This window comes from Vitreoscilla stercoraria DSM 513 (assembly GCF_000382305.1).
GTDB classification, from domain to species: domain Bacteria; phylum Pseudomonadota; class Gammaproteobacteria; order Burkholderiales; family Neisseriaceae; genus Vitreoscilla; species Vitreoscilla stercoraria.
The window spans coordinates 1-22,279 of record NZ_KB908022.1 but is presented as its reverse complement, the minus strand read 5'-3'; the positions used below and the strand labels follow the sequence as shown (position 1 = coordinate 22,279).

The 22,279-nt window shown below is 43.4% G+C and carries 19 protein-coding genes, 1 tRNA gene and 1 rRNA gene; 9 read left to right on the top strand and 12 right to left on the bottom strand.

Going from position 1 to position 22,279, the window contains the following annotated elements:
- Positions 1 to 80: 80 nt before the first annotated feature.
- From H150_RS0104625 to H150_RS0104605, 5 genes are all read right to left on the bottom strand, one after another.
- Positions 81 to 1,127 carry a glycosyltransferase gene (locus H150_RS0104625; protein WP_019957884.1) on the bottom strand — a complete coding sequence of 349 codons (1,047 nt, stop codon included), beginning with the start codon at positions 1,125 to 1,127 and terminating at the stop codon, positions 81 to 83.
- Positions 1,120 to 2,313: a glycosyltransferase family 4 protein gene (locus H150_RS0104620; RefSeq protein WP_019957883.1), complete on the bottom strand. Its 1,194-nt coding sequence runs from the start codon at positions 2,311 to 2,313 to the stop codon at positions 1,120 to 1,122. The genes H150_RS0104625 and H150_RS0104620 overlap by 8 nt, the downstream gene beginning before the upstream one ends.
- 15 nt (positions 2,314 to 2,328) lie before the next feature.
- Positions 2,329 to 3,261, bottom strand: a complete 933-nt coding sequence (locus H150_RS0104615; protein WP_019957882.1) for a hypothetical protein — start codon at positions 3,259 to 3,261, stop codon at positions 2,329 to 2,331.
- A gap of 221 nt (positions 3,262 to 3,482) precedes the next feature.
- Complete coding sequence (locus H150_RS0104610) at positions 3,483 to 4,406, bottom strand: glycosyltransferase family protein (RefSeq protein WP_019957881.1); 924 nt, start codon at positions 4,404 to 4,406, stop codon at positions 3,483 to 3,485.
- Positions 4,407 to 4,571: 165 nt separating this feature from the next.
- Entirely contained in the window at positions 4,572 to 5,096 is a 525-nt protein-coding gene (locus H150_RS0104605) for an ankyrin repeat domain-containing protein (RefSeq protein WP_019957880.1), read from the bottom strand.
- 546 nt (positions 5,097 to 5,642) lie between these two features.
- On the opposite strand from H150_RS0104605, the gene hisD reads away from it, so the two are divergent.
- The gene (gene hisD, locus H150_RS0104600; protein WP_019957879.1) at positions 5,643 to 6,941 is read left to right on the top strand and encodes a histidinol dehydrogenase; all 1,299 of its coding nucleotides are present in this window, start codon (positions 5,643 to 5,645) and stop codon (positions 6,939 to 6,941) included.
- Between the two features lie 70 nt (positions 6,942 to 7,011).
- On the opposite strand, the gene H150_RS0104595 is transcribed toward hisD, so the two are convergent.
- The 4 genes from H150_RS0104595 to H150_RS0104580 all read right to left on the bottom strand — a co-directional run bounded on the left by H150_RS0104595 (position 7,012) and on the right by H150_RS0104580 (position 10,980).
- Positions 7,012 to 7,833 (bottom strand): HNH endonuclease, encoded by an 822-nt coding sequence (locus tag H150_RS0104595; RefSeq protein WP_019957878.1) that lies wholly within the window; start codon positions 7,831 to 7,833, stop codon positions 7,012 to 7,014.
- A 5-nt stretch (positions 7,834 to 7,838) separates the two neighbouring features.
- A complete protein-coding gene (locus H150_RS0104590; RefSeq protein ID WP_211206670.1) occupies positions 7,839 to 8,552 on the bottom strand; it encodes an OmpA family protein in 714 nt (237 codons plus the stop codon).
- Positions 8,553 to 8,559: 7 nt separating this feature from the next.
- Positions 8,560 to 9,972: a hypothetical protein gene (locus H150_RS0104585; protein ID WP_155970415.1), complete on the bottom strand. Its 1,413-nt coding sequence runs from the start codon at positions 9,970 to 9,972 to the stop codon at positions 8,560 to 8,562.
- 213 nt (positions 9,973 to 10,185) lie between these two features.
- Positions 10,186 to 10,980, bottom strand: a complete 795-nt coding sequence (locus tag H150_RS0104580; protein ID WP_019957875.1) for a thioesterase family protein — start codon at positions 10,978 to 10,980, stop codon at positions 10,186 to 10,188.
- 185 nt (positions 10,981 to 11,165) lie between these two features.
- Between H150_RS0104580 and H150_RS0104575 the strand changes: the two genes are divergently transcribed.
- A complete protein-coding gene (locus H150_RS0104575; protein ID WP_019957874.1) occupies positions 11,166 to 12,452 on the top strand; it encodes an NAD(P)/FAD-dependent oxidoreductase in 1,287 nt (428 codons plus the stop codon).
- Positions 12,453 to 12,531: 79 nt separating this feature from the next.
- On the opposite strand, the gene H150_RS13745 is transcribed toward H150_RS0104575, so the two are convergent.
- On the bottom strand, positions 12,532 to 13,473 hold the full coding sequence (locus H150_RS13745) for an ABC transporter substrate-binding protein (protein ID WP_019957873.1): 942 nt from the start codon (positions 13,471 to 13,473) through the stop codon (positions 12,532 to 12,534).
- Between the two features lie 205 nt (positions 13,474 to 13,678).
- Here H150_RS13745 and H150_RS0104565 point away from each other — a divergent pair, with 205 nt between their 5' ends.
- Both H150_RS0104565 and H150_RS0104560 read left to right on the top strand, forming a co-directional pair.
- Positions 13,679 to 14,860: an FAD-dependent oxidoreductase gene (locus H150_RS0104565; RefSeq protein ID WP_019957872.1), complete on the top strand. Its 1,182-nt coding sequence runs from the start codon at positions 13,679 to 13,681 to the stop codon at positions 14,858 to 14,860.
- Positions 14,861 to 14,917: 57 nt separating this feature from the next.
- Positions 14,918 to 15,322: a hypothetical protein gene (locus tag H150_RS0104560; protein ID WP_169708867.1), complete on the top strand. Its 405-nt coding sequence runs from the start codon at positions 14,918 to 14,920 to the stop codon at positions 15,320 to 15,322.
- Positions 15,323 to 15,453: 131 nt separating this feature from the next.
- Here the strand turns inward: H150_RS0104560 and H150_RS0104555 are convergent.
- Positions 15,454 to 15,529: transfer RNA gene (locus H150_RS0104555), tRNA-Arg, on the bottom strand.
- Positions 15,530 to 15,785: 256 nt separating this feature from the next.
- Between H150_RS0104555 and H150_RS0104550 the strand changes: the two genes are divergently transcribed.
- From H150_RS0104550 to H150_RS0104530, 5 genes are all read left to right on the top strand, one after another.
- The gene (locus H150_RS0104550; RefSeq protein ID WP_019957870.1) at positions 15,786 to 16,871 is read left to right on the top strand and encodes an anhydro-N-acetylmuramic acid kinase; all 1,086 of its coding nucleotides are present in this window, start codon (positions 15,786 to 15,788) and stop codon (positions 16,869 to 16,871) included.
- A gap of 24 nt (positions 16,872 to 16,895) precedes the next feature.
- Positions 16,896 to 19,322: a DNA translocase FtsK gene (locus tag H150_RS0104545; protein WP_019957869.1), complete on the top strand. Its 2,427-nt coding sequence runs from the start codon at positions 16,896 to 16,898 to the stop codon at positions 19,320 to 19,322.
- Positions 19,323 to 19,324: 2 nt separating this feature from the next.
- Positions 19,325 to 20,341, top strand: coding sequence for a ferrochelatase (gene hemH / locus H150_RS0104540; protein WP_019957868.1), 1,017 nt, complete (start codon positions 19,325 to 19,327; stop codon positions 20,339 to 20,341).
- 74 nt (positions 20,342 to 20,415) lie between these two features.
- Positions 20,416 to 21,585, top strand: coding sequence for a phosphoglycerate kinase (locus H150_RS0104535; RefSeq protein WP_019957867.1), 1,170 nt, complete (start codon positions 20,416 to 20,418; stop codon positions 21,583 to 21,585).
- Between the two features lie 149 nt (positions 21,586 to 21,734).
- Complete coding sequence (locus tag H150_RS0104530) at positions 21,735 to 21,944, top strand: hypothetical protein (protein ID WP_019957866.1); 210 nt, start codon at positions 21,735 to 21,737, stop codon at positions 21,942 to 21,944.
- 191 nt (positions 21,945 to 22,135) lie between these two features.
- Here the strand turns inward: H150_RS0104530 and rrf are convergent.
- Positions 22,136 to 22,249, bottom strand: a 5S ribosomal RNA gene (gene rrf, locus H150_RS0104525).
- Between the last annotated feature and the right edge of the window lie 30 nt (positions 22,250 to 22,279).

Sequence of the window (22,279 nt, the reverse complement as noted above, 5' to 3'; positions counted from 1 at the left end):
GACAGAAACTAAAGTGAAAAAAGCAAAGTTTGGCGTAATTATATCAGCTTATGCCAATTACAATTTGAAGCTTTTTTCAATTAAGCCAATGTTTCAAATTTAGGTAAAACACTTTCTACTGCAAAACGCTCATAGTGTTTTAACTCAATCATGGGTTTGGTATTGACCACCTTGACAATGGCTTGCGCCAAAGCCGATTCATCTTGAACAGGAACCAAAAATTCTTGTAAATCGCCTGTCAAAATCTCAGCTGGTCCCGAAGGACAATCCACACTCACAATCGGTGTGTGACAAATCAAAGCTTCAATCAAAACGGTTGGTAAACCCTCTTGATCGGAACTGAGTAACAAAGCACAAGCGGCCTGAATATAAGGATAGGGATTGGCTTCAAATGGATGCAAAATCACTTGATTGCTTAAACCCAATTGTTTGATTTGCTGCTCAATTTCTGCTTGATGCGCACCTTGTCCCATCAAAACCAAAGGCATATTCACACCACTTTGTTGATAAGCTCGCAACAAACGGTCATGACGTTTACGCGGATTGAAACTGCCAACGTGTAATAAAAATGGTGGTGGAATTTGAGGCTGATAAGCTTGTGCCAAATGCTGGATTTTTTGCGTATCAAATGGGTTGTAAATCACCTCACAACGCAAAGGTCGAATGCCCAGCGCCTTAATATCGTCTGCAATCGCTTGTGCCACACAAATTAAACGTGCATTTTCATACAGCCGACACAAATCTTGTAACACGCGCGGCTTGCTGCCTGTAATCACACCATGAACCCAATGGTATAAATTAGGATGTGGGACAAATCGGCTCACATATTCTGCATTACAAGAAATCACCACATCGGCCTGAAAAACATCAATCGCCGCATTGACTTGTTTGGCTTGCCAACGATTGACCCATGTATTGCGTCCCAAAGCTTTGGCAACTTTACCCAACACATTCAGATTTTGAACCGTCACATTGTCAGGCAATAAATGCTCTACCGTTCCACTTAAAGTCAAAATCAATACCGCATGACCACGACGCTGCAACAAAGACGCTGTTTCCAGCAAAACCTTTTCAGCACCGCCACCGCTTAAACTTTTGGCAATAAAAACAAAACGCTGCTTAATCATGGATTGCCTCTTTCACGCTGTCCATCACTTGCGCCACCAAAGTAGCAAATGGCTTGATGTCCCAAGCTGTTTTTAAGGCCGCTTGGCTCATGCTTTCATACAATACGGCATCTTGTTGCAGCAACTTAATTGCTTGCACCAATCCATCGACGCTGACTGATTTGGCGGCATCGATTTGGTCTTGCGCAGGTCGATAAGAAACAGTGGCATCAAAAGAAACAGGTTTGTGCATATATTGTGCATAAGTTTGCTCATCCCAAGTCGGCTCAATCACCAAACCATTCACACCATGTGTCACCACCTCCACCAAACCGTCACTTGCCGCACCAATCACAGGCAAACCATGGGCAAATGCTTCAATCGCCACCAAGCCATAGCTTTCCCAAATCGATGGACAAACAAACAAATCTATTTGCGCATAAAACCGCTTCATGTCTTGCACATAATCCAATAAGCGTACTTGTTCTTGTACGCCCCATTGTTCAATTAATTGCTGTAACACTTCTTTTTGTGGACCATTGCCAGCAATATCCAAACCCACTTCGATACCTTGCTGCTTCAAAGCAGCCACAGCTGCAATCAACACCATCAAATTTTTGCGTGATACCAAACGTCCTGCCGCACCCAAAATCAAACGACGCTGAGCAGGAAAAGCACGAGCCTCAGTTTGAACCGCAGGTTGTTCTAAAGCAGTATTGGTCACAATGGTAATCGGCTTGGTCACGCCATGATGCAATTGCAACATGCGCTTAGCCGCATGAGACACCGCCACACAATGATGGACAGAATCATAACAAGCACTTAATTGTGCCTGCGAAAAGACTTCCCAAGCACTACCATGTTCATAAAACACGACAGGCTGCTTGATACCGCCAACATCAACGATTTGGCTCCAATTAATGACAGCATCGGGCTGTAATTGCGCCACAATTTGATTGCGTCGCCATGTGCGCCAAGATTTAGGTAGACGCAAACTGCCCCAGTGTTTGCTGCTGTAAATACGGACATTGGGTAGATGTTGCAAAGAAGCTTGCAAAGTGGGATGTAACACACGATCAAAAACAATCAAACTGTGTTGGTATTGCGGCAAAGACAAGACAAAAGCCTCAGTCATACGCTCCACGCCACCAATCACACGCAAATCAACAATGTGTACCAAATGCAATGGATTTGAAGAAGAGGTCATAAAACGGGATTAAACTCACAAAGAAGGAATGTGATGACAAACAGTACGTGGAAAAATAGCATCATCCAAACCGCTGTCCAAACACAAATTATAACCTTCTATATTGTTTTGACGGTAAATATCCGCAGCCAATGCAAAAGAAGGATAAACGAATGTTTCAAACTCCAAATCCAATTTGGTATCAAGCCGAGTGGCGGCGGTTTCGTAAAAACGTGGCTGCTGGAAATTTTTCATGTCTACGCCAGCCAAATACACTTTTTGATAGCCCAAATAACAGGCAATTTGCAAAGCGATATACACCACCGTCCCACCACTAATATAACCACGCTTCAAATCCAAACTAAAACCCACGTCTAGTGTTTCATGCCAATGCAATGCGGCATCAACTTGCTGGCTCTGCAACCTCATTTGCGCGGCTGACATTTTGCAACCATATACAGGCAATTGCCTGTCTTCTAGCAAGACCAATTGTGCTTTAATATTTTCCAATGCCAATAAGCCCACTATCAAATGCATGCAAAAGACATTGGTAAATACCACCACATCAGGATTTTTTAAAACCTCTGCCACCATTTCAATGCGATTGAGCACAAAGCCTTGATCAACCACCACATAATAATTCAATGACTTATCTGCATATCTAGGCAAGGCATTCACCGCCCCATTGACTGCACACCAATGTACTTCATTCAATTCACTCAAATTCGTTTGATTGATAGATGGTCCGCTGGCCAAAATCAATAAATCTTTGCACACAGGATTTTTAAAACGATCGATATGAGCAATCGGCAACGGTTTTCCATGAATCGAAACTTCTTGCAAACTGCCATTTTCATGGCGTTTGATTTTGACATACGGCCAAATTTTTTCACTATGGCGGTAAGTACGAGCACGACTATAACGGTAAACTTGCTTAATCAAAGAGCGAAACGGGGAAGCGTGATTCATGAGGTCCAATCTCTTTTAAAACAATGATTCCAAACCATCATACAGTCCTTATTGGCATGACTCACCACAAAATGTTTCCTATGGTCCATCAGTGTTGGCAAACTTCACCAACATTCGATTTTAACCGCCCCAAAATCACTCCTACACAGAATGGTTTTTCAAAGCGGCGCGCTCACCAATCAGATGATTTGAGCAAAATCATCACGGAGTCACCTCCATCTTTAACGATCTAATGAAAAATCATCTTTCGAACCTTTCAGGCCGCTTTTCATTTTTTTCCAACTGCGAGATAGCCAAGATTTTGAAGAGCCTTCTTCTTGCTGTTGCCGCGTCACCCCATTACCCGTATAACCCACTTGCGAAGCCTTAGGAAATACGCCAAATGGACGCACTGCATAGTTTTCAGGACGATAACCCGCATCCACAGCTGCTTGGTAATATTCATCAAACAACGCGCTCAAATCTTGGCGAGGATGAGGCAAAATATCACCATCAAACCAATGTGACATACCAGCATCACGCAGTCGTGGCAAAGAATACGCATGGCTAAATTGCGTACCCATATCCGAATAATGTAAGATTTTGATTTGCTTAATATCCAAACCTTCGCCATCCACACAATTGTATGTATCTTGATAGTAATGAACCCATTGCGGATTTTTTTGCAAAACTTGCATCATTTTTTGATGCGCATCAGGGTCTTGCTTCATCTGCGCCAATGGCGGCAAATGATTTTTCGCCTCTTGGCAATCCCACACACAAGTACACAAACGCGCTACTTGTCCGCCGCCTTTACCCACCACCATCGTGCCTGCTGCCATTGGATGATTCCAAAGCTCAGCCAAATCACACAAGACCAATACATCTGCATCCATATAAATGGCACGACCTTTAAAACCGCAATACTCAGGAATTGCCCAACGAAATCCAGAAAATGGCGTTGCCCACTTTTCAGTATGCCAACCTTGTTGCTGTTTGGGATTGGAAAACCAAGCACTGTTTTCATCATGGCTCAACTGCATCCACACAATCTCAACATCGTGTTTTGTATGCTTGCGAATACTGTAATCGAGCACCATCATTTGCTCTAAATCACAATTATTCGGATCACACCCTACAAAAACCTTGATTGCTTCTTGTTCCATTTGATTTCCCATCTTATTGAAATCCCAAAAGATAAACGCCCAATATTTCCAGTCACATTACCAACAACACACCCACCATCTTATAGCCAATATTGGTAATAAAAAAGCACTCCACATTGATTTAGAGTGCTTTTTTGTCAAAATTTAATCATCCATCGACTTGCGTCAAATGTTTTTCTCGCCAGCCAAATACAATTCCAACCACGCCAAAGATTCCTCTGCATTCAAAATTTTCGCAGCGTCCATCGCATTGCGGCCTTCAGCATCGGCATGATGAATATTGGCACCATCGCTAAGCAAAACTTCCATCACATCGGTATGATTAGACATTGCCGCCAAGATGAGTGGCGTACGACCAGATGCATCTTGTACATCAACCGCTGCGCCATGGTCTAATAATAATTTAGCCATTGTTGCCTGACCGTTTGCCGCTGCAATCATTAATGGGGTTTGACCCAAACCATTGGCAGCTTGGACATCAGCCCCTTTTTCCAATAACACACGCACCACATCTTCATGAGCAAGCTCACACGCCAGCGTCAACAAGCTCTGGCCATCGGTATGAATCAAATTTATTAAATCTACTTGCTGAATGCATTTTAATACGCCATCAGCATTACCATTGCGTACCGCCTCAAACATCTGATTAGCGTATTCTAATGGCACATTATCTAATTCTGGTATTGTCATTTTTCTCTCCACAATCGCATATTTTAAACCATCGAATCAGCTTGATAAATCAATATTTACAATGAAATCTTATACTTTACTCATAGCTAATTGCCTATAAAGTTTAAAAATTATACAAAATAAATAATGATGTTTGATTAAAATTTACAATAATTATTTTTATAACTTATGAATGAATATGAGTTCAATCTTAGCTAACACTAGATGTGGTATCAAAAAAATGCATAGTTTTAACATTAAGTATCACTTTGAAAAAAAAAGTTGCACTGCAACAAAAACACCTTATAAAATGCTCCGACTTACAGCGGCTATCAACATCTTAGATATCTTCAATCATCTCTAAGTCATCCTCAATCTTCTGCCAAATATTCATCCTCATCCAAACCAATATCCGCAATGATTGTTCATTTCTATCAGTCCAACGACAAGTTTTCAAAATCATCATGGCAAAATTAACGGTATAATCAAGCAAAATACAATGTTTATGCCACTAAAGCGGCTGTATATTGTGGCGCATGATTGGACTCTCATCATTTTGGACACACCATGAAACAACTGAATTCTGCTTCTACTGATTTTTGGCAACAACTCAAAGATTTACAAGCTTTTGAAACGGCACAAGACCCTAAAATCGATCAAATCGTGGCGGATATTTGTCATGATGTACAAAACCGTGGCGATGCAGCGGTGATTGAATATACCAACCGCTTTGATGGTATGAACGCACAATCCATGGCGGATTTGACGTTGAGCCAAGCCGATTTACAGGCCGCTTTCGAGCGTTGCTCAAGCGATGTACAAAACGCCTTGACCACCGCTGCCAAACGCATCGAGTCTTATCACCAACATCAAAAACAAGCTTCTTGGCAATACACCGATGAAGACGGTACAGTTTTAGGTCAACAAATCACTGCACTTGATCGTGTGGGCATTTATGTTCCGGGTGGCAAAGCCTCTTATCCAAGCTCGGTGATGATGAATGCCATGCCTGCTCACGTTGCTGGCGTCAAAGAAATCATCATGGTTGTGCCAACACCCAAAGGCGAGCGCAATGACATCGTGTTGGCTGCCGCTTATGTCGCAGGCGTGACGCAAATTTTCACTGTAGGCGGCGCTCAAGCGGTAGCAGCTTTGGCTTACGGCACTGAAACCATTCCACAAGTCGACAAAATCACAGGCCCAGGTAACGCTTTTGTCGCCGCTGCCAAACGCCGTGTATTCGGTATTGTCGGCATCGACATGGTCGCAGGTCCGAGCGAAATTTTAGTGATTGCCGACGGTTCAACGCCAGCTGACTGGGTGGCGATGGACTTGTTCAGCCAAGCCGAACACGACGAAATCGCTCAATCGATTTTGATTTCCACTTCGGCAACATATGCAGCACAAGTACAAGAAGCGATGAGCCGCTTGATTGAAACCATGCCGCGTCGTGACATCATCGAAGCGTCCTTAAACAACCGCGGCGCAATTGTACTCGTGAAAGATTTGGACGAAGCGTGCGAAGTGGCAAATTATTTGGCACCTGAACATTTGGAATTGTCGGTTGAAAATGCCGAACAATGGGCACCGAAAATCCGCCACGCAGGCGCGATTTTCATGGGTGCGTATACCAGCGAAAGCTTGGGCGACTATTGCGCAGGCCCCAACCACGTTTTGCCAACGAGCCGCACTGCCCGCTTTGCCTCTCCTTTGGGCGTGTACGACTTCCAAAAACGCTCTAGCCTCATTCAAGTGTCTCAAGCAGGCGCACAAAAATTGGGCAGCATCGCCAGCATCTTGGCACACGGCGAAGGCTTAACCGCGCATGCTCGCGCTGCCGAAATGCGCATGGAAACCGAAGCGTAAAGTTTTGGATTTTATATGTTTAAAGCGTCCTGTAAAGTTTACAGGCCGCTTTTTTAAATCGACATACCTATTAAGATTTTGCCAACATATGACCATGATAAGGTTGTTTTGCATGGCAATCATGGCACAACGCACGCAAATTTTTTGAAGAATTGTCATACTTCAAACCATTGACATGATGAACGTGCAATTGGCGCTTGTTGTGCCGAAAATCACCATCACACTCTTCACATTGCCAATTCATGCGCTCACGCACTTTCAACGAAATCTCTGCCCAGTTTTTATGATACACATTACTCGGTTGCGATTGCTCAGTATGCAGTTGCTCATACTCTTCTAATTTCAAGGTTTGTGGGTATTTTTCAAAAAATTCCACCAAACTGAATTCTGCCACAATTTGATTTTTCGCTGCCAACGTCATACCTCCATGATATCTTTTCCAGCTCAAAAGCCCCAAGCAATTGCGACACACATCCAATTCATGCTCATCTGAATTGACGGTTTGATTGTCTTTGACCACATTGATTTGCCGATTCATATGTTTTTCCATCGACACAATGTAGCGCTCAAAACGTGCATTTCTTTGCATTTCATCCAAAGTTTTACAATAGCCAATGTGAATTTTTGGCAAAGACAATTCACGTGAAGTATTGGCATTGATGTCACGAATGTTCAAAGTCACACGCACGTCTTTGTAAGACAAAGTACCGTCTTTGCCTTGTTTGATGAGTTTGGAGTCAATTTCCAAACCGCCATTACGCAATGCCACCCATTCTTGCTGTGTCAATCCCGCCACGTTCACAAAAGCATTGGTCGTTTCCAACAACGGTGCATTCATTTGCTCACGCAATTGATTGAATTCATCGTCCTGTAAAAAATCAAAAATATGCATAAACGCTATTTATCCCCAACCATTTCACGAATTTTGTCTTCGGTATTGGTCACTACACGAAATTCGACCCGTTGCGATTGCTTGGTGTCTTCTTGTTCATTTACCTGTAAATCTAAGCCTTTTGAATTGAGTAATTGCGAAGAAGAAAAACCAATAGCGCGGAATTTTTGTTTGAGCCATTGCCGTTCTTCTAGATTCAAACTAGGATGTGTGAGCAGATAAATCAAAGTTTCTTGCGCTCGTCCTTGAGACAAATTCATATTTTTAATGTATGCCTCATCTTCTGACATTCCCTCTACCCACAAAGACGAAGTATGTCCCTCAATACGAATCTCTTTGATTTTATCTCGATACTCTTCTTGCATTAAAATATGCAAATATTGCGGAAAAAACTCATCCAATGCACGCTGAAATTCAGGACGTAACTGCTGTGAGCCAGTAGCAAATTGAATATCTTGATGATTGAATCGCACCGTCAAATCAGGGTTTAACACCGCTCCCCATTTATTCAACTTATCTTTAAATTGCTCATGCATTTGCGCATGCATTTGCTGTTGGTCGGCTTTAAAAATACGAGGAATATCAACTGAATCCTGCACTTTAATCATATACACCACACTAATGAGTAAAAATAACATCATCAGCGCTGTCATCAAATCGCTCAAACTGATCCAGTGTTCTGCATCTGCGCTATCTTGATTTTGGTTATGCTTGAGCATCAACATATCACGCTCTCACATTCATTCTGACAATTTCTTTCAAATTATTCGTAATCGGACCGTAATCATTGGTAAATTGTGCTGACAACGATGCCAATTGGCGTGCCAAGCCTTGCAAAGAGGTATTGAGCGCATTTTCATGTTGTTTTTGCATCATGCTCATTTGCTCCAGCAAATGGGTTTGGGCACTGCTGAATTCTTGGTTAATTTTTTGCTGTAATTGCTCCACTTCTCTACTGGTGCGCTGCGCAAAATCACCTTGTTTTTGCGTCATTTGCGTGAAATATTGTACGCTACTGTTAGTCAAATCTAATATTTGCTGCTGATGTTCTTGGTGCATAGATTTGATATTATCAAATGAGTCTTGTAAATGCTGACGCAACTGTTCCACATCGTATGCTTTAGTCTGCATTTCTTGATAGAACGTGTTCAAGTGCCGCTCAATCGCCTCTTGGCGTTGTGCCAATGTACCCAATGCACCATCCAAAGCATCTGCCACTTTGGAAAAGCTCTGTGCTCGATGCGCAAAATGATTAAATTGATCTTTAGTGGTTTCCACATAGCCGACCATTTGTTCATAAGCCTCAGTTTGATGCTCAACATGCTGGGCATAATTTTCTTGCCAATTGGTCAACTTAAAGACTGCCTGATTCAACTCTCGGAAATTCTCACCCAATTGAGTTGCCAATTGCTCATTGAAATCTTTGATGGCTTGCTCCAAAGCTTGAATAAACAATTGTGCATTTTGCTCGGCTTGCTGTTTGGCAAACTCATCAAACGACAAACGCAACTTTGCCATTTCCTGATTCAAGAATGTGGTATGTGATTGGTTTTGAGAAACTTCCAAACGCTCTAAAGTTGGTAATATCTGTCCTTGCATGTGTTGCTTTAGAATACGCAATTCTTCCACTACCAAAGCTGTATGGGATTTGTTTTGTGAATCCTCTAAACGCTGCAAAATCGGTAAAATTTGTCCAAGTGTATCTTGTAAATTATTTTTGGCATTTGCAGAAAAACTCGCACCCAACTGACCTAATCCATCAACCAAATGCTGGTTATTTTGCTCCAAAGTCTTATTCATCACTATGAATAAATCATGATTTTGTTTTTGTAATTTGGCACTAGCAGAATGCTCTAACAAATATCTTTGCGTGGCTTCATCTTCTTTAGTCATTTTTTTAGGTAGATATTGCTTGAATACAGCATTGCTAATTCTCATTAGCAATGCTGCAACAACGCCCGCAAATGAACCCCAAAACACTGTTTTAATACCATCAATCAACGTACTTAAACTGGTGCTAGGATCATTAATATCAAAATCCTTCAAACCACTGGCAATGCCATAAAATGTGAACGCAATCCCTAAAGTAATTAAAAAGCTTGGTGCTTCTTTGAAAATTTTTTGAGTCTTGAAAGTCAAGATGACAAATATAAGACTGACCAGGGTAATTACCACAATAGCCACTAGATGATAAGACATACCACACTCTGCAATCATTTATTTAAAATAAAACGAGGCATATTATGAATGAAAGATATATTTATTCCAAATAATTAAATTATCAATTCAATATAAATATTCTAAAAGGCGTCCTGTAAGTTTTACAGGACGCCTTTTATTGATATCTTCCAATCACATTTGGCGCAAAGTCAGAATCTGTTCGCTGCGGCCGAAGACACCTAACTCATCGTGCAAAACCGAGCTCGTTAAGCCAATACCATCGCTGCCATATTGCTGTACCGTATCCAAACCCAGCCATTTGCCTTGTGGCAGACGCAGCAAATCAATGTTCAAATCCAAATTCGGAAATGCCCATTCATGCGGTTGGGCGCGAGTGACGATGCCATTGGCGGTATCGACCATGCCCATCAAACGCACCCAATCAGGCGTGGTTTGTCCTTCAATCATATCCAAATCATTGCTCAGCCATACAATACCTGCCCCAGCACGGCGTTCACTATCGGCTTTAAAACGCAAACTCTGAATAAAACCACCGCCCCAAACATTCATGCCATCCCAATCAGGCAAGGCATCAAAATTCACTATACCACGGTCTTCTGTACCCGCAATCGCACTCGTATCACTCGTTTGCATTCGCCACGCACGCGCCACGATGCACGCTCTGCCACCAACAGCCATGGTCGCTTCCAACAATTCAATTGTGCGCCCTGCCCGAATCACTTGAGTGGTAATGCTAAATGGCTTCAGCGGAATCATGCCCCAAATATCCAAATTGACTTTTCCAATGCGCACATCGCTGCGTGGCTGAAACTGCTCCAACTCGGCACAAATAATCCCTGTAGCCGCCGCCATGTGTTGCTCATGCTCGTTCCAAGCACCTTGAGCGGCCTGTAAAGGTTGGTATTGGGCAACGACTTGACCATGGTCATGGTGTTCACGATGAATCAATTGATAATAAGCTGTCATTTTCTTCCTTTGTAGTATGGATTTGATTTGGCTTGACTTTATTTTGATGCCAATCATCTAAATATTAACATCAAATAAATTTATGTTTTAGTCATTTTTAAATTTCAAATCAATATTTGTTGTGCATAAACAAGCCTTATCGCTACACTGATATTGGAATCAAACAGCCAATTTAAGGATATGTCATGTTTCAATCTGCACAGCAACACATCAATTCTTATTATGCTCAGAGCCAAAATTGGACTACTTTTCCACCATTACAGGACGCTTTAGAATGTGATGTTTTGATTGTGGGCGCAGGCTTCAGTGGTTTGCATACGGCATTAAAACTAATAGAAAACGGGCACACCGATGTGGCCATCATTGAAGCGAGCCGCATTGCTTGGGCAGCTTCAGGACGCAATGGTGGACAAGCGATTTTAGGCTGGTCTTGCGATATGGAACCGCTGGAACATGATTTGGGCTATGGCGATGCTTTGGCGTTGTGGCAAGACATGGAATGGGCGGGACAAGAAATTCGAGATTTGCCATTGCGACATGGTTTTGAAGTGGATTATCAAGTGGGACATTTGTGGTGTGCAGTCAAACCTTCACGTGTGGATAGTTTGAAAAAGTGGCAAGAAGACGCAGCCAACAAATGGCATTATGAAGGTTTGCAATTCATTGCCAAACAAGATTTGCCCCAATACATTGCGTCCAATCGCTATCAAGCGGGTTTGCTAGATAACAACGGTGGGCACTTACACCCAATGAAATTGTGTTATGGCATAGCCGATACTTTGCAACGCCATCATGTTCCGATTTTTGAACAAACACCTGCTTTGAATTACCAACGCCAAAAAAACGGTTTTTTGGTCAATACGCCCCAAGGTCAAATTCGTTGCCAACGTTTGGTTTTAGCATGCAATGCGTATATTGATGATTTGGATGCGACCTTGAAAAAACGCATTTTGCCTGTCGGCTGTTTGCAAGTGGCGACTGAAGTTTTGGATGAAGCTTTGTGGCAATCTTTATTGCCAACCAATGTTTGCGTTACCGACAACCAATTTATTTTGGATTATTTTCGCTTGAGCGCAGACAAACGTTTGTTGTTTGGCGGTGGTTGTACGTATATGGGTGGCTTGCCTAAAGACATTGCCGCATTCATGCAACCGATGATGACACGGTTTTTTCCACAATTGAAACACGTTAAAATAGATTATGCATGGGGCGGACATTTGGATTGTACGGTGCGGCGTACGCCTGATGTGGGTCAACACAACGATGTCTATTGGCTACAAGGCTTTTCAGGACACGGTATTTTGCCCACGCTAGCGGCGGCTCGCGCGGTTTCGGAAGCGATTTTAGGCAATACCACTCGCCTCCAACGCTACCAAGAATTGCACAATCCCAATTTCATTGGCAATGACCGTTTTGCCGCACCTTTAGAAGCTTTGGGCAAAATGTATTACCGTTTGCGTGATTGCATTTGACCACCCCCAACATTTTCAAAATATCTCAATTCAAGCGTCCTGTAACCTTACAGGACGCTTGAATACAAAATACCAAAACTCAATTGGTATTGATCAACCATTTGTCCACATTCACATCTTTTTGGACAATTTTTTGCTGCAACAAAAAGCTTTTGGTGCCTGCTAGCAAAGCCATGCCTTTTTCAGGGAAAGTGTCTTCCAAATAAGTGCTCATCGGAAAAGATGCCCGAATGATGGGTTCTTTGTAATCGGTGTATTTCAAATAATATTGATAATACGCATCCGGTTGCGCTTGCAACTCTTTGACCGCTTGGCGACGCACTGAATCGAAGGTTTTGAAAAATTGTGGATTTCTGCTTAAAAATTCATCCGTCACCACAATCACACTGTTGCCCTCTAAACCATGTTTGCTCGCCAAATCAACGGTGTTGTAATTCAACGCTTGCAATTGCGGTCCCAATTGAATTGGCGCGGCAAAAGCATCGATGTCACCGCGACTTAACGCCGATTGTGCATCGCGGGGCAACAAATAGTTGAGCGTCACATTTTTAAGCAAGCCTTGTGAAATCAAACCACTGACGTAGCGGTGCATGTAAGAACCATTAGGCACACCGACATTTTTACCTTCCAAATCCGCCAAGGTTTCAATGCCTTCGCGTCCCATCAGCCACACATCGTGCCCTACTGCATTGAAACCAATCAAGGTACTGCCACCACGATTGGCTTGGGCGGTCAAAGCAGGCGTGTCACCAAAAATGCCCACATCCAATTTATTGCTCAACAAAGCCTCACTCAAATCTGGTCCATTGGCAAACACATACTCTTTCACACTACCAAAACCAATCGGTGCCACCGCTTTTTGCAAAGACCCTTGGTGCAATGCCCAACCAACAGCACCACCTGCGGTTTTACTAGGACCGATGTAACCGATGCGCAACTCTTCATTGGCAATGGCTTGGCTTTGCTTGGCATCCACAGCCGCTTTTTGTGGTTGGCACGCTGCCAAAGCCAACACACCCATTACCAAACCCAGCCATTGCTGCCATTTTTGTTTGTTTTACCATTGCCTCATTTTATTTTTCCATCATCTTATATAACCAATACATATTAAAAATAAAAATTCAAAAACAAAAAGATATTTTGCTTCTATTTATATTCTAAAAAATTATTTGAAAAGTATATTTTATACAAAATAGAATATATAAATTCCAATCAAGGGGACCAAAATGGCATTTGCCTTCCAAGCAATAAAAGCAAGCGAACAAAAAGTCGATCATCGCATTCAAGCCGATGTTTTGGTTATTGGTGGCAGCATTGCAGGCTGTTGGGCAGCAATGGTGGCTAGACAAAATGGCGCTGAGCGTGTGGTGGTGTGTGACAAATCACGAGTCGGTGTTGCAGGTGTGGTGGCGCAAGCCAGTGGCAGCGCAGCTTATTTGATCCCAGGGGCGGATGAATACAATGAAAAGTTGGTTCACTCACGCCACCTCGCTGCCGAAGGCATGGACAACTTGGATTTTGTCCGATACGTTTTTGGTGAAAGCTACAAAATTGCACTGGAACTACAAAAATTGGGTTTTGTCTCCCCCGTCAATCGGCCTGACATCAATGGTGTACGCAGTAACTTATTGGCATTTGATGGGCACGAAGCGCTTGGTTTTTTTCGCCAACTATTGTTGAGTGCTGGCGTGACCATTTTGGATGAAAGTCCAGCTTTGGAATTGTTGCGGCACCAAGACGGCAACATTGTCGGTGCCAATGGCGTGCACAAAACAACTGAAAAAACATGGTCGGTTTTAGCAGGCGCAGTGATTTTGGCAACGGGCGGCAATGCCTTTCGCTCAGGAGCCATGGGCACACACGACACCACAGGTGATGGCCATTTGTTTGCAGCGGAAGCTGGGGCGCAATTTTCAGGCATGGAATTCAGCGGTCACTATGGCATTTCACCATTAGGCAGCACCACCACCAAAGGCTTTTGGCTTTCAAGTGCTTCATTTTACGATGCCAATGGACAAGAATTGCAAGGCAATGGCTGGGAATCAGTCCACACCATAGGCCAAGCCATTTTGGACACTGGCGGTGCGTTTGCATCGATGAACAAAGCCAATGAAGGTTTGAAAATTTATGCCAAAAATGTCCCCAGCATTTACCACCATTTCCAAAACTTGGGCATTGACCCATACACCGAAAAATTTCCCATTGAATTGCGTTACGAAGGCTTGGTAAGGTCAGTCGGTGGTATTGTCGTGGATGAGCACGCTCAAACAGGCATACCCGGTTTGTATGCCGTTGGCGATGTCACGGAACGCTCCAAAATGACAGGCGCCGCCATGAGTGGCGCAGGTCCTGCCATTGCATGGTGTTTGGTTTCGGCCAAAAAAGCAGGCAAACATGCCGCCACTTAGGCCCAAACCCACACGCCTGAGCACCATGACAATATTGAAGGATTGGGTAAAACAGGTTTGCGACCAGAACATGCTATCAGCGTTTCAGGACAGGAAGTGATTGCTGAAGTACAAAAACATATTTTACCGATTGAACGCAATGTGTTTCGCACCACAGCTCAAGTGAACACATCACAGCAACAATTGGATGCCTTGTGGCAAGAGCAAGGTGGTTATTTGGGTGGACGCAACGCATCTGAATGGGTCAGCGCGCGTGAAAGTGCGGTTTTGCTTTTGGATGCTCGCATGGTCTTTTTAGCCGCTTCACAACGCTTGGAAACGCGTGGTTTGCACCGACTAAAAGAGTACCCTAATTCAGACACACAACAAAATCACCACATAGTACTGCAAGGTTTGCATCAATTAAAATGGCACAAAACCCATACTTTGGACCATTTGCCAGCCAATTTGGTCATCGCCTGAAAATGTTGCTCTCACAAAAAAAGCGCCGACCTTGTCAAAGGATTAGCGCTTGTCTTTTTTAGTTTTCCATCATTTGTGGCAAATCAAATGCCAAAATTGGCATCGCTTCAAAGCAATGCTTGAACATTCATTGGCGCACCCAACAGGGATCGAACCTGTGGCCTCCAGCTTCGGAAACTGACGCTCTTCCAACTGAGCTATGGGTGCATAAAAAGGAGGCTTATCCTACCTGAAATTTTGGCTTTTAGCAAAGTTTTCAGGACGCTTAATCTTCAAAAATTCTTGATTTTCTCCCCTTGCCCAACATCAGTTTGGCATTTCAATAGTTGACGGCGAAAAAAGCCTGATACAAGTCAGGCAATATGGCAGCAACACCGCATCAATCGGCGCAATCAGAGCATTTTGTAGTATGATAAACAGGCTTTTGTAACATATTTTTGATTGAGCTTGTAAAGAAGAATCCATGACTTATTATATTGGTTTGATGTCTGGCACCAGCTTGGATGGCGTTGATGCGGTTTTAATTGGCATGCAAGGCGCAACATGGCAAGGTGCGTTGGCACACAGTTATGTGCCTTATCCTGAATCTATCAAAACCCAAGTTTTGGCTTTGCAACAACAAGGCGCTAACGAATTGCATCAAACCGCCATTTTGGCGCAACAATTAAGCAAATTGTATGCACAAGCGGTCGCTCAATTATTACAAGCAGAACATTTAAACGCGGGTGACATTGCCGCTATTGGTTGTCACGGTCAAACCATACGCCATGTGCCTGAACAAGCTTACAGTTTGCAAATTGCCGATTGGTCTTTGCTCGCTGAATTGACAGGCATTGATGTGGTCGGTGATTTTCGCAGCCGTGATTTGGCCGCAGGCGGTCAAGGAGCTCCATTGGTGCCCGCTTTTCATGCTGCTTTGTTTGGCAACACGCCACACACGCGTGTATTGGCCAATATCGGTGGCATTGCCAACATCAGCGTGTTGCGTCCTGAACAAGCACCACTGGGTTTTGATACAGGTCCGGGAAACATGTTAATGGATGCTTGGGTGCAACGCCATTTTGGCATCGCTTACGATGACAACAGCAACCATGCCCAACAAGGTGAGGTTTTGCCTGAATTGTTACAAACTTGGTTAGCGCATCCTTATTTTCACACGCCTTATCCCAAATCAACAGGACGTGATTTATTCGATTTGGCATGGTTAGAAACTTATTTAAGCGGCAATGAGCGTCCTGTAAATGTTTTGCGCACTTTGCTTGAACTGACAGCGGTCAGCTTGAGTCAAGACATTGCACTATTCAATCCGCATGAAGTATATGTCTGCGGCGGTGGTGTTTACAATCCTTTGCTAATGCAACGCTTACGAGCATTATTACCCCAAGCTTCATGGCATAGTACCGAAGCTTTGAATTTACATCCACAATGGATGGAAGCTGCAGCATTTGCTTGGTTGGCGGCTCGTCGTCTTCTAGGTTTACCAAGCAATGCCGCTACCGTCACAGGAGCAAAAGGACCTCGCTGTTTGGGCGCGGTTTATTTGGCTTGATTTTAAAAAATATAGATGTTGTGTATGAGAAAAAAAACCACCTCACGTAAATCCTCACTCAACCCGCCCAAGCGTGGCGTGGTCAGTAACAAACAATTGGCGCAACAAAAAGATTTGGGCTTTCAAATTTTCACAGCCTTTAATGATGCCATTTGGTTGGTAGCTTTGTTGGCAACCTTATTTTTGGGTGCGGCTTTGTTCAGCTTTGATATGAGCGACCCTGCTTTCACTCGCAGTGCCGATAGCGATAACATTCAAAATATTGGCGGCGTGGTCGGTGCTTATATTGCCGATATTGCCTATTATTTGTTTGGCTTGTCCATTTGGTGGGTGATTATTGAAGCATGTATTTTATTGTTTCGCGCCTTTAAACCGTTATTGGTCGCCAAAAAAATCGATGACCACCATCATTTAGGTTTAAGTATTCTGGGTACCAGCATCATGATTGCAGGTAGCAGCTTATTAGAACATTGGCTATTGCCTATCACTTGGAACAGCTCATTACCGATTGGTACAGGCGGCCTATGGGGGCAAACCATCACGCCAATGCTAGACTATGGTATTGGTCGTTCTAGTGGTATCGCCATTAGTGTCTTATTAATGTTGCTTGGTTTGTCATTGATGTTGCAAATGACATGGCAAGAAATGGGTGACAAAATCAAAACCAATAGCCAATGGTTGTGGTTTCATTTGGTCAAACGCCCTAGCAAACTTATCCGTGAATTGCCTCAACCCAAAACCATGCGCCAAACAGTCGAAGCGGTAGAAGACATCACCGCCATTCCTGTGGAGGCACCAACAGGTGCTAACAGCAATCGCAAAAAAAATACCTCCACAACCAATAAAACAGCCTCAGAATCGACTTCAACAAATGAGGCTCATGCTCAAAACAGCCCTAAAACAGCCATTCCCGTACAAACTTCTTTGTTTGAAAACAATAATACCAAGGGCAAACAACAAGCAGCCCATTTGCGTACCGATTTGCCCTCATTGGATCTGTTACAGGCCGCTTCTACTCCCACAGCTGCGCTCAATCCTGAACAATTACAAGCCACAGCACAATTGATTGAAACCAAATTGGCAGAATTTGGCGTGAGTGTACAAGTGGTGAGCGCCACCACAGGACCCGTCATTACCCGTTATGAAATTGAACCTGCCTCAGGTATCAAAGGCAGCCAAATCGTCAATTTGGCCAAAGATTTGGCGCGCGCTTTAGCCTTACAAAGCGTGCGTGTGGTCGAAACCATCGCGGGTAAAAAAACCATGGGCATAGAATTGCCCAACAGCTTCCGCCAAGATGTTTCATTTCGAGAGTTGCTCAATGCTGCGGTTTTTGACCAAGCGCCATCCAAACTGACTTTGGCCATGGGCAAAGACATTGCAGGTGTGCCTGTGGTCGCTGATTTGGCGAAAATGCCGCATGTTTTGGTCGCAGGGACAACTGGCTCAGGCAAATCTGTGGCAATCAATACGATGATTTTGTCCATGCTCTACAAAGCCACACCTGCCGAAGTGCGTTTTATTATGGTGGACCCAAAAATGTTGGAGTTGTCGGTTTATGAAGACATTCCACATCTATTGGCACCTGTGGTCACCGATATGAAACATGCAAGCAATGCTTTAAATTGGTGTGTGGCAGAGATGGAACGCCGTTATCGTTTGCTGGCTCATATCGGTGTGCGTCAATTGAGCAGCTATAACGAGAAAATTCAGGCCGCTATTGCCAATCAAAAACCGTTGTTTAACCCATTTAGCCTCACACCTGATGAGCCTGAACCTTTGGAAGCGCTGCCGCATATTGTCGTCATCATCGATGAATTGGCAGACTTAATGATGGTGGAAGGCAAAAAAGTTGAGCAACAAATTGCCCGTTTGGCACAAAAAGCCCGTGCTGCAGGCATTCATTTGATTTTGGCGACCCAACGTCCATCGGTCGATGTGATTACAGGTTTAATCAAAGCCAATATTCCAACACGCATTGCCTTTCAAGTGTCTAGCAAAATTGATTCTCGCACCATTTTAGATCAAGGCGGTGCAGAAAATTTGCTTGGCAAAGGCGACATGTTGTTCTTGCCACCGGGCACTGCCGAGCCAACCCGCTTGCATGCCGGTTTTGTGCGTGATGAAGATGTGCATCAAGTGGTCAATTTCCTGAAATCACAAGCCCCTGCCCAATATGTAGAAGGCTTGCTCAGCGGTGAAGCAGGCTTGGCACTGGAAGCAGGCAGCGGCAGCGCAGGCGGCGCGGAGAAACACGATGAACTGTTTGATCAAGCAGTTGAATTCATTTTGAATACTCGTAAAACCTCGATTTCATCTTTACAACGCCATTTGCGCATCGGCTACAATCGCGCCGCCAATTTGATGGAAGAATTGGAGCGTGCTGGTATTGTGTCTGCTCCAGAACTGGGTGGCAGCCGCCAAATTTTAGCCAAACGAACGTTGGAGTGAATATGGCTTTATTCAAAAAAGAACCTCAGCGTACCCTCACTCAAAAAGTAGGGGTTTTGCTGATGAATTTGGGCACACCTGAGCGTCCTGAAGCTGCGTCCGTCAAACCATTTTTAAAAGAATTTTTATCTGATACACGCGTGGTTGAATTGCCTGCTGCTGTGTGGCAACCTATTTTGCGTGGTGCTATTTTAACCAGACGCCCGAAAGCCAGTGCAGAAAACTATCAAAAAGTGTGGACAGAACAAGGCTCTCCGTTGGCTGTGATTTTGCAAGCACAAACTGCCGCTATACAAACTTATTTTCAAGCCAAAAAATTAGATGTCACCGTTGACTATGCCATGACATATGGTCAACCCAGCATTGCCACACAAATCGAGCATTTTAAACAACAAGGCATAGGACGAATTTTCATCTTGCCTTTGTATCCGCAATACTCAGGCTCCGCCACAGGTGCAGCTTTAGACAAACTGTATGCAGACTTGATGAAACAGCGCAATATGCCATCGATACGCACGCTACGCAGCTATGGTGAACATGCAGGTTATATCAGTGCGATGTCGCAACATTTGCGCCAACATTTGCCTCAATTGCACACTTATGACCGCATTGTATTCAGTTACCATGGCGTGCCACAAAATCACATTGATGCAGGCGACCCTTATCAAGCAGAGTGTTTACAAACATCTCAATTGCTCGCTCAGCATCTGGGCTTAGACAATGAACATTGTATAACAGCATTTCAAAGTCGTTTTGGACGTGCCAAATGGGTAGAACCATCCACGCAAAATTTGCTTGATACTTTACCCAAGCAAGGCGTTAAAAAAATTGCCGTTTTTTGTCCAGGTTTCAGCGCCGATTGTTTAGAAACTTTGGAAGAAATTGCCATTGCAGGTAAAGCACAGTTTGAAGCTGCTGGCGGCACTGAATATACTTACGTACCCTGTTTGAATACCGAATCGGCATGGATAGAGACACTTTGCTCTATGATTTCAAATGAATTAATGGGCTGGATTTGATGTAACAACTTGGCTAAACCCTGTTTGATATAGGATAATTCCGCCTTTATACACAACCATAAACTACAAAGTCCATGAATTACGCTAGCTTAAAGAATATTGATGTAACCAATAAAACTGTTTTGATTCGTGTGGACATGAATGTCCCATTGAACGATGGTGTCATCACTGATGACACTCGCATTCGTGCATCTTTACCAAGCATTGAATACTGCTTAGAGCGTGGTGCAGGTGTGATTTTAATGGTGCATTTGGGTCGCCCAAAAGAAGGTATTTTGAAGCCCGAAGACAATGTTTTGCCTATTGCCAAACGCCTAAGCAAATTACTCAATCAAGACATTCAAATTGCTGAAAACTGGCGCGATGCTAAACCTGAACCAAAATCAGGTCAAGTCATCATGCTGCAAAACGTCCGTGTCAATGTCGGTGAAAAAGCCAACGACCCAGAATTGGGCAAAGCGTATGCGGCTTTGTGTGATGTGTTTGTGTTCGATGCTTTTGGTGCTGCTCACCGCGCCCAAGCCTCTACTCATGCCGTTTCTCAATTTGCACCGATTGCTTGTGCAGGCTTGTTGTTATCGGCAGAATTGGATGCATTAAGCCAAGCCATTGAAAGCCCGAAAGCACCTGTGGTAGCGATTGTCGGTGGCAGCAAAGTATCCACCAAATTGACTATTTTGGAAAGCTTAAGCCAAAAAGTAGACCAATTGATCGTCGGTGGCGGCATTGCCAATACTTTCTTATTGGCTCAAGGTCACAATATTGGTAAATCTTTAGTAGAAACCGATTTGATAGAAGAAGCAAAAAAAATTATCGCAGCGATTGAAGCCAAAGGCGGTTCAGTACCATTGCCTAGCGATGTGATTGTAGCAAAATCTTTCAGCACCGATGCCGAAGCCATCACTAAGGACATCAATGACGTAGAAGACGACGACATGATTTTGGATATTGGTCCCAACTCACAAAAAGTTTTGGCAAACATCATTGCTCAAGCGGGTACTGTGGTTTGGAATGGTCCAGTTGGCGTCTTTGAATTTGACCAATTTGCCTCAGGCAGCCAATCTTTGGCACAAGCCATTGCTCAAAGCGATGCTTTTTCTATCGCAGGTGGCGGTGACACTTTGGCAGCGATTGCCAAATTTGGCGTCACCGACCAAATCAGTTATATTTCAACTGGCGGCGGTGCATTCTTAGAATTTTTAGAAGGTAAAGAATTGCCAGCAGTAGCCATTTTGCAAAATTAATCAATATATTGTCATTGAAAGCGTCCTGTAAATATTTACAGGACGCTTTTTTATCAAAAATTTATTATGTGATGCTATCGATAAAATTGGCATGAAGTTTGCTCTATATCAAATAACTTCCAAACAATTTGATTCTAAGGACTAACATCATGAAACTGCATGCTTCTCAAAAGGCTGGATTAATCGAACAACGTATCGAAATTTTAATCGCCAATTTCACAACCAAAAATAAAGCAGAATGTTTAGAATCTATCATGTCCTTAGAGCCTGAATACCGTTTGAAATATCTAAATACTTTTATTATTGCAGTGAATACCTTAGGCGAAGAAGCCATGGTAGATTTATTATCAGCAGCTTAATTTGAATATCTGAATCCGTTTTAATCTGTAATAACATCCTGTTTAAAATTGCTTGGAAGCATTCGATAAACCAACAAGCGTCCTGTAAAGTTTACAGGACGCTTGTTTATATGAATGTGTATTATATTTAAAGCTATCTTTAAGAATGAATAAAGCCCTGATGCGTTTGCATCAGGGCTTTAGAATGGGGCGTTTGACGATGACCTACTTTCACATGGGTAATCCACACTATCATCGGCGCTAAGTCGTTTCACGGTCCTGTTCGGGATGGGAAGGCGTGGGACCAACTCGCTATGGTCGTCAAACATAAACTTTAAAATCAGAAAGCCGTCTGT

Bases quoted from the DNA above. Each gene is read 5' to 3' on its own strand.
- H150_RS0104625 (WP_019957884.1), bottom strand. From the start codon at position 1,127: ATGATTAAGCAGCGTTTTGTTTTTATTGCCAAAAGTTTAAGCGGTGGC.
- H150_RS0104620 (WP_019957883.1), bottom strand. From the start codon at position 2,313: ATGACCTCTTCTTCAAATCCATTGCATTTGGTACACATTGTTGATTTG.
- H150_RS0104615 (WP_019957882.1), bottom strand. From the start codon at position 3,261: ATGAATCACGCTTCCCCGTTTCGCTCTTTGATTAAGCAAGTTTACCGT.
- H150_RS0104610 (WP_019957881.1), bottom strand. From the start codon at position 4,406: ATGGAACAAGAAGCAATCAAGGTTTTTGTAGGGTGTGATCCGAATAAT.
- H150_RS0104605 (WP_019957880.1), bottom strand. From the start codon at position 5,096: ATGACAATACCAGAATTAGATAATGTGCCATTAGAATACGCTAATCAG.
- hisD (WP_019957879.1), top strand. From the start codon at position 5,643: ATGAAACAACTGAATTCTGCTTCTACTGATTTTTGGCAACAACTCAAA.
- H150_RS0104595 (WP_019957878.1), bottom strand. From the start codon at position 7,833: ATGCATATTTTTGATTTTTTACAGGACGATGAATTCAATCAATTGCGT.
- H150_RS0104590 (WP_211206670.1), bottom strand. From the start codon at position 8,552: ATGCTCAAGCATAACCAAAATCAAGATAGCGCAGATGCAGAACACTGG.
- H150_RS0104580 (WP_019957875.1), bottom strand. From the start codon at position 10,980: ATGACAGCTTATTATCAATTGATTCATCGTGAACACCATGACCATGGT.
- H150_RS0104575 (WP_019957874.1), top strand. From the start codon at position 11,166: ATGTTTCAATCTGCACAGCAACACATCAATTCTTATTATGCTCAGAGC.
- H150_RS13745 (WP_019957873.1), bottom strand. From the start codon at position 13,473: ATGGGTGTGTTGGCTTTGGCAGCGTGCCAACCACAAAAAGCGGCTGTG.
- H150_RS0104565 (WP_019957872.1), top strand. From the start codon at position 13,679: ATGGCATTTGCCTTCCAAGCAATAAAAGCAAGCGAACAAAAAGTCGAT.
- H150_RS0104550 (WP_019957870.1), top strand. From the start codon at position 15,786: ATGACTTATTATATTGGTTTGATGTCTGGCACCAGCTTGGATGGCGTT.
- H150_RS0104545 (WP_019957869.1), top strand. From the start codon at position 16,896: ATGAGAAAAAAAACCACCTCACGTAAATCCTCACTCAACCCGCCCAAG.
- hemH (WP_019957868.1), top strand. From the start codon at position 19,325: ATGGCTTTATTCAAAAAAGAACCTCAGCGTACCCTCACTCAAAAAGTA.
- H150_RS0104535 (WP_019957867.1), top strand. From the start codon at position 20,416: ATGAATTACGCTAGCTTAAAGAATATTGATGTAACCAATAAAACTGTT.
- H150_RS0104530 (WP_019957866.1), top strand. From the start codon at position 21,735: ATGAAACTGCATGCTTCTCAAAAGGCTGGATTAATCGAACAACGTATC.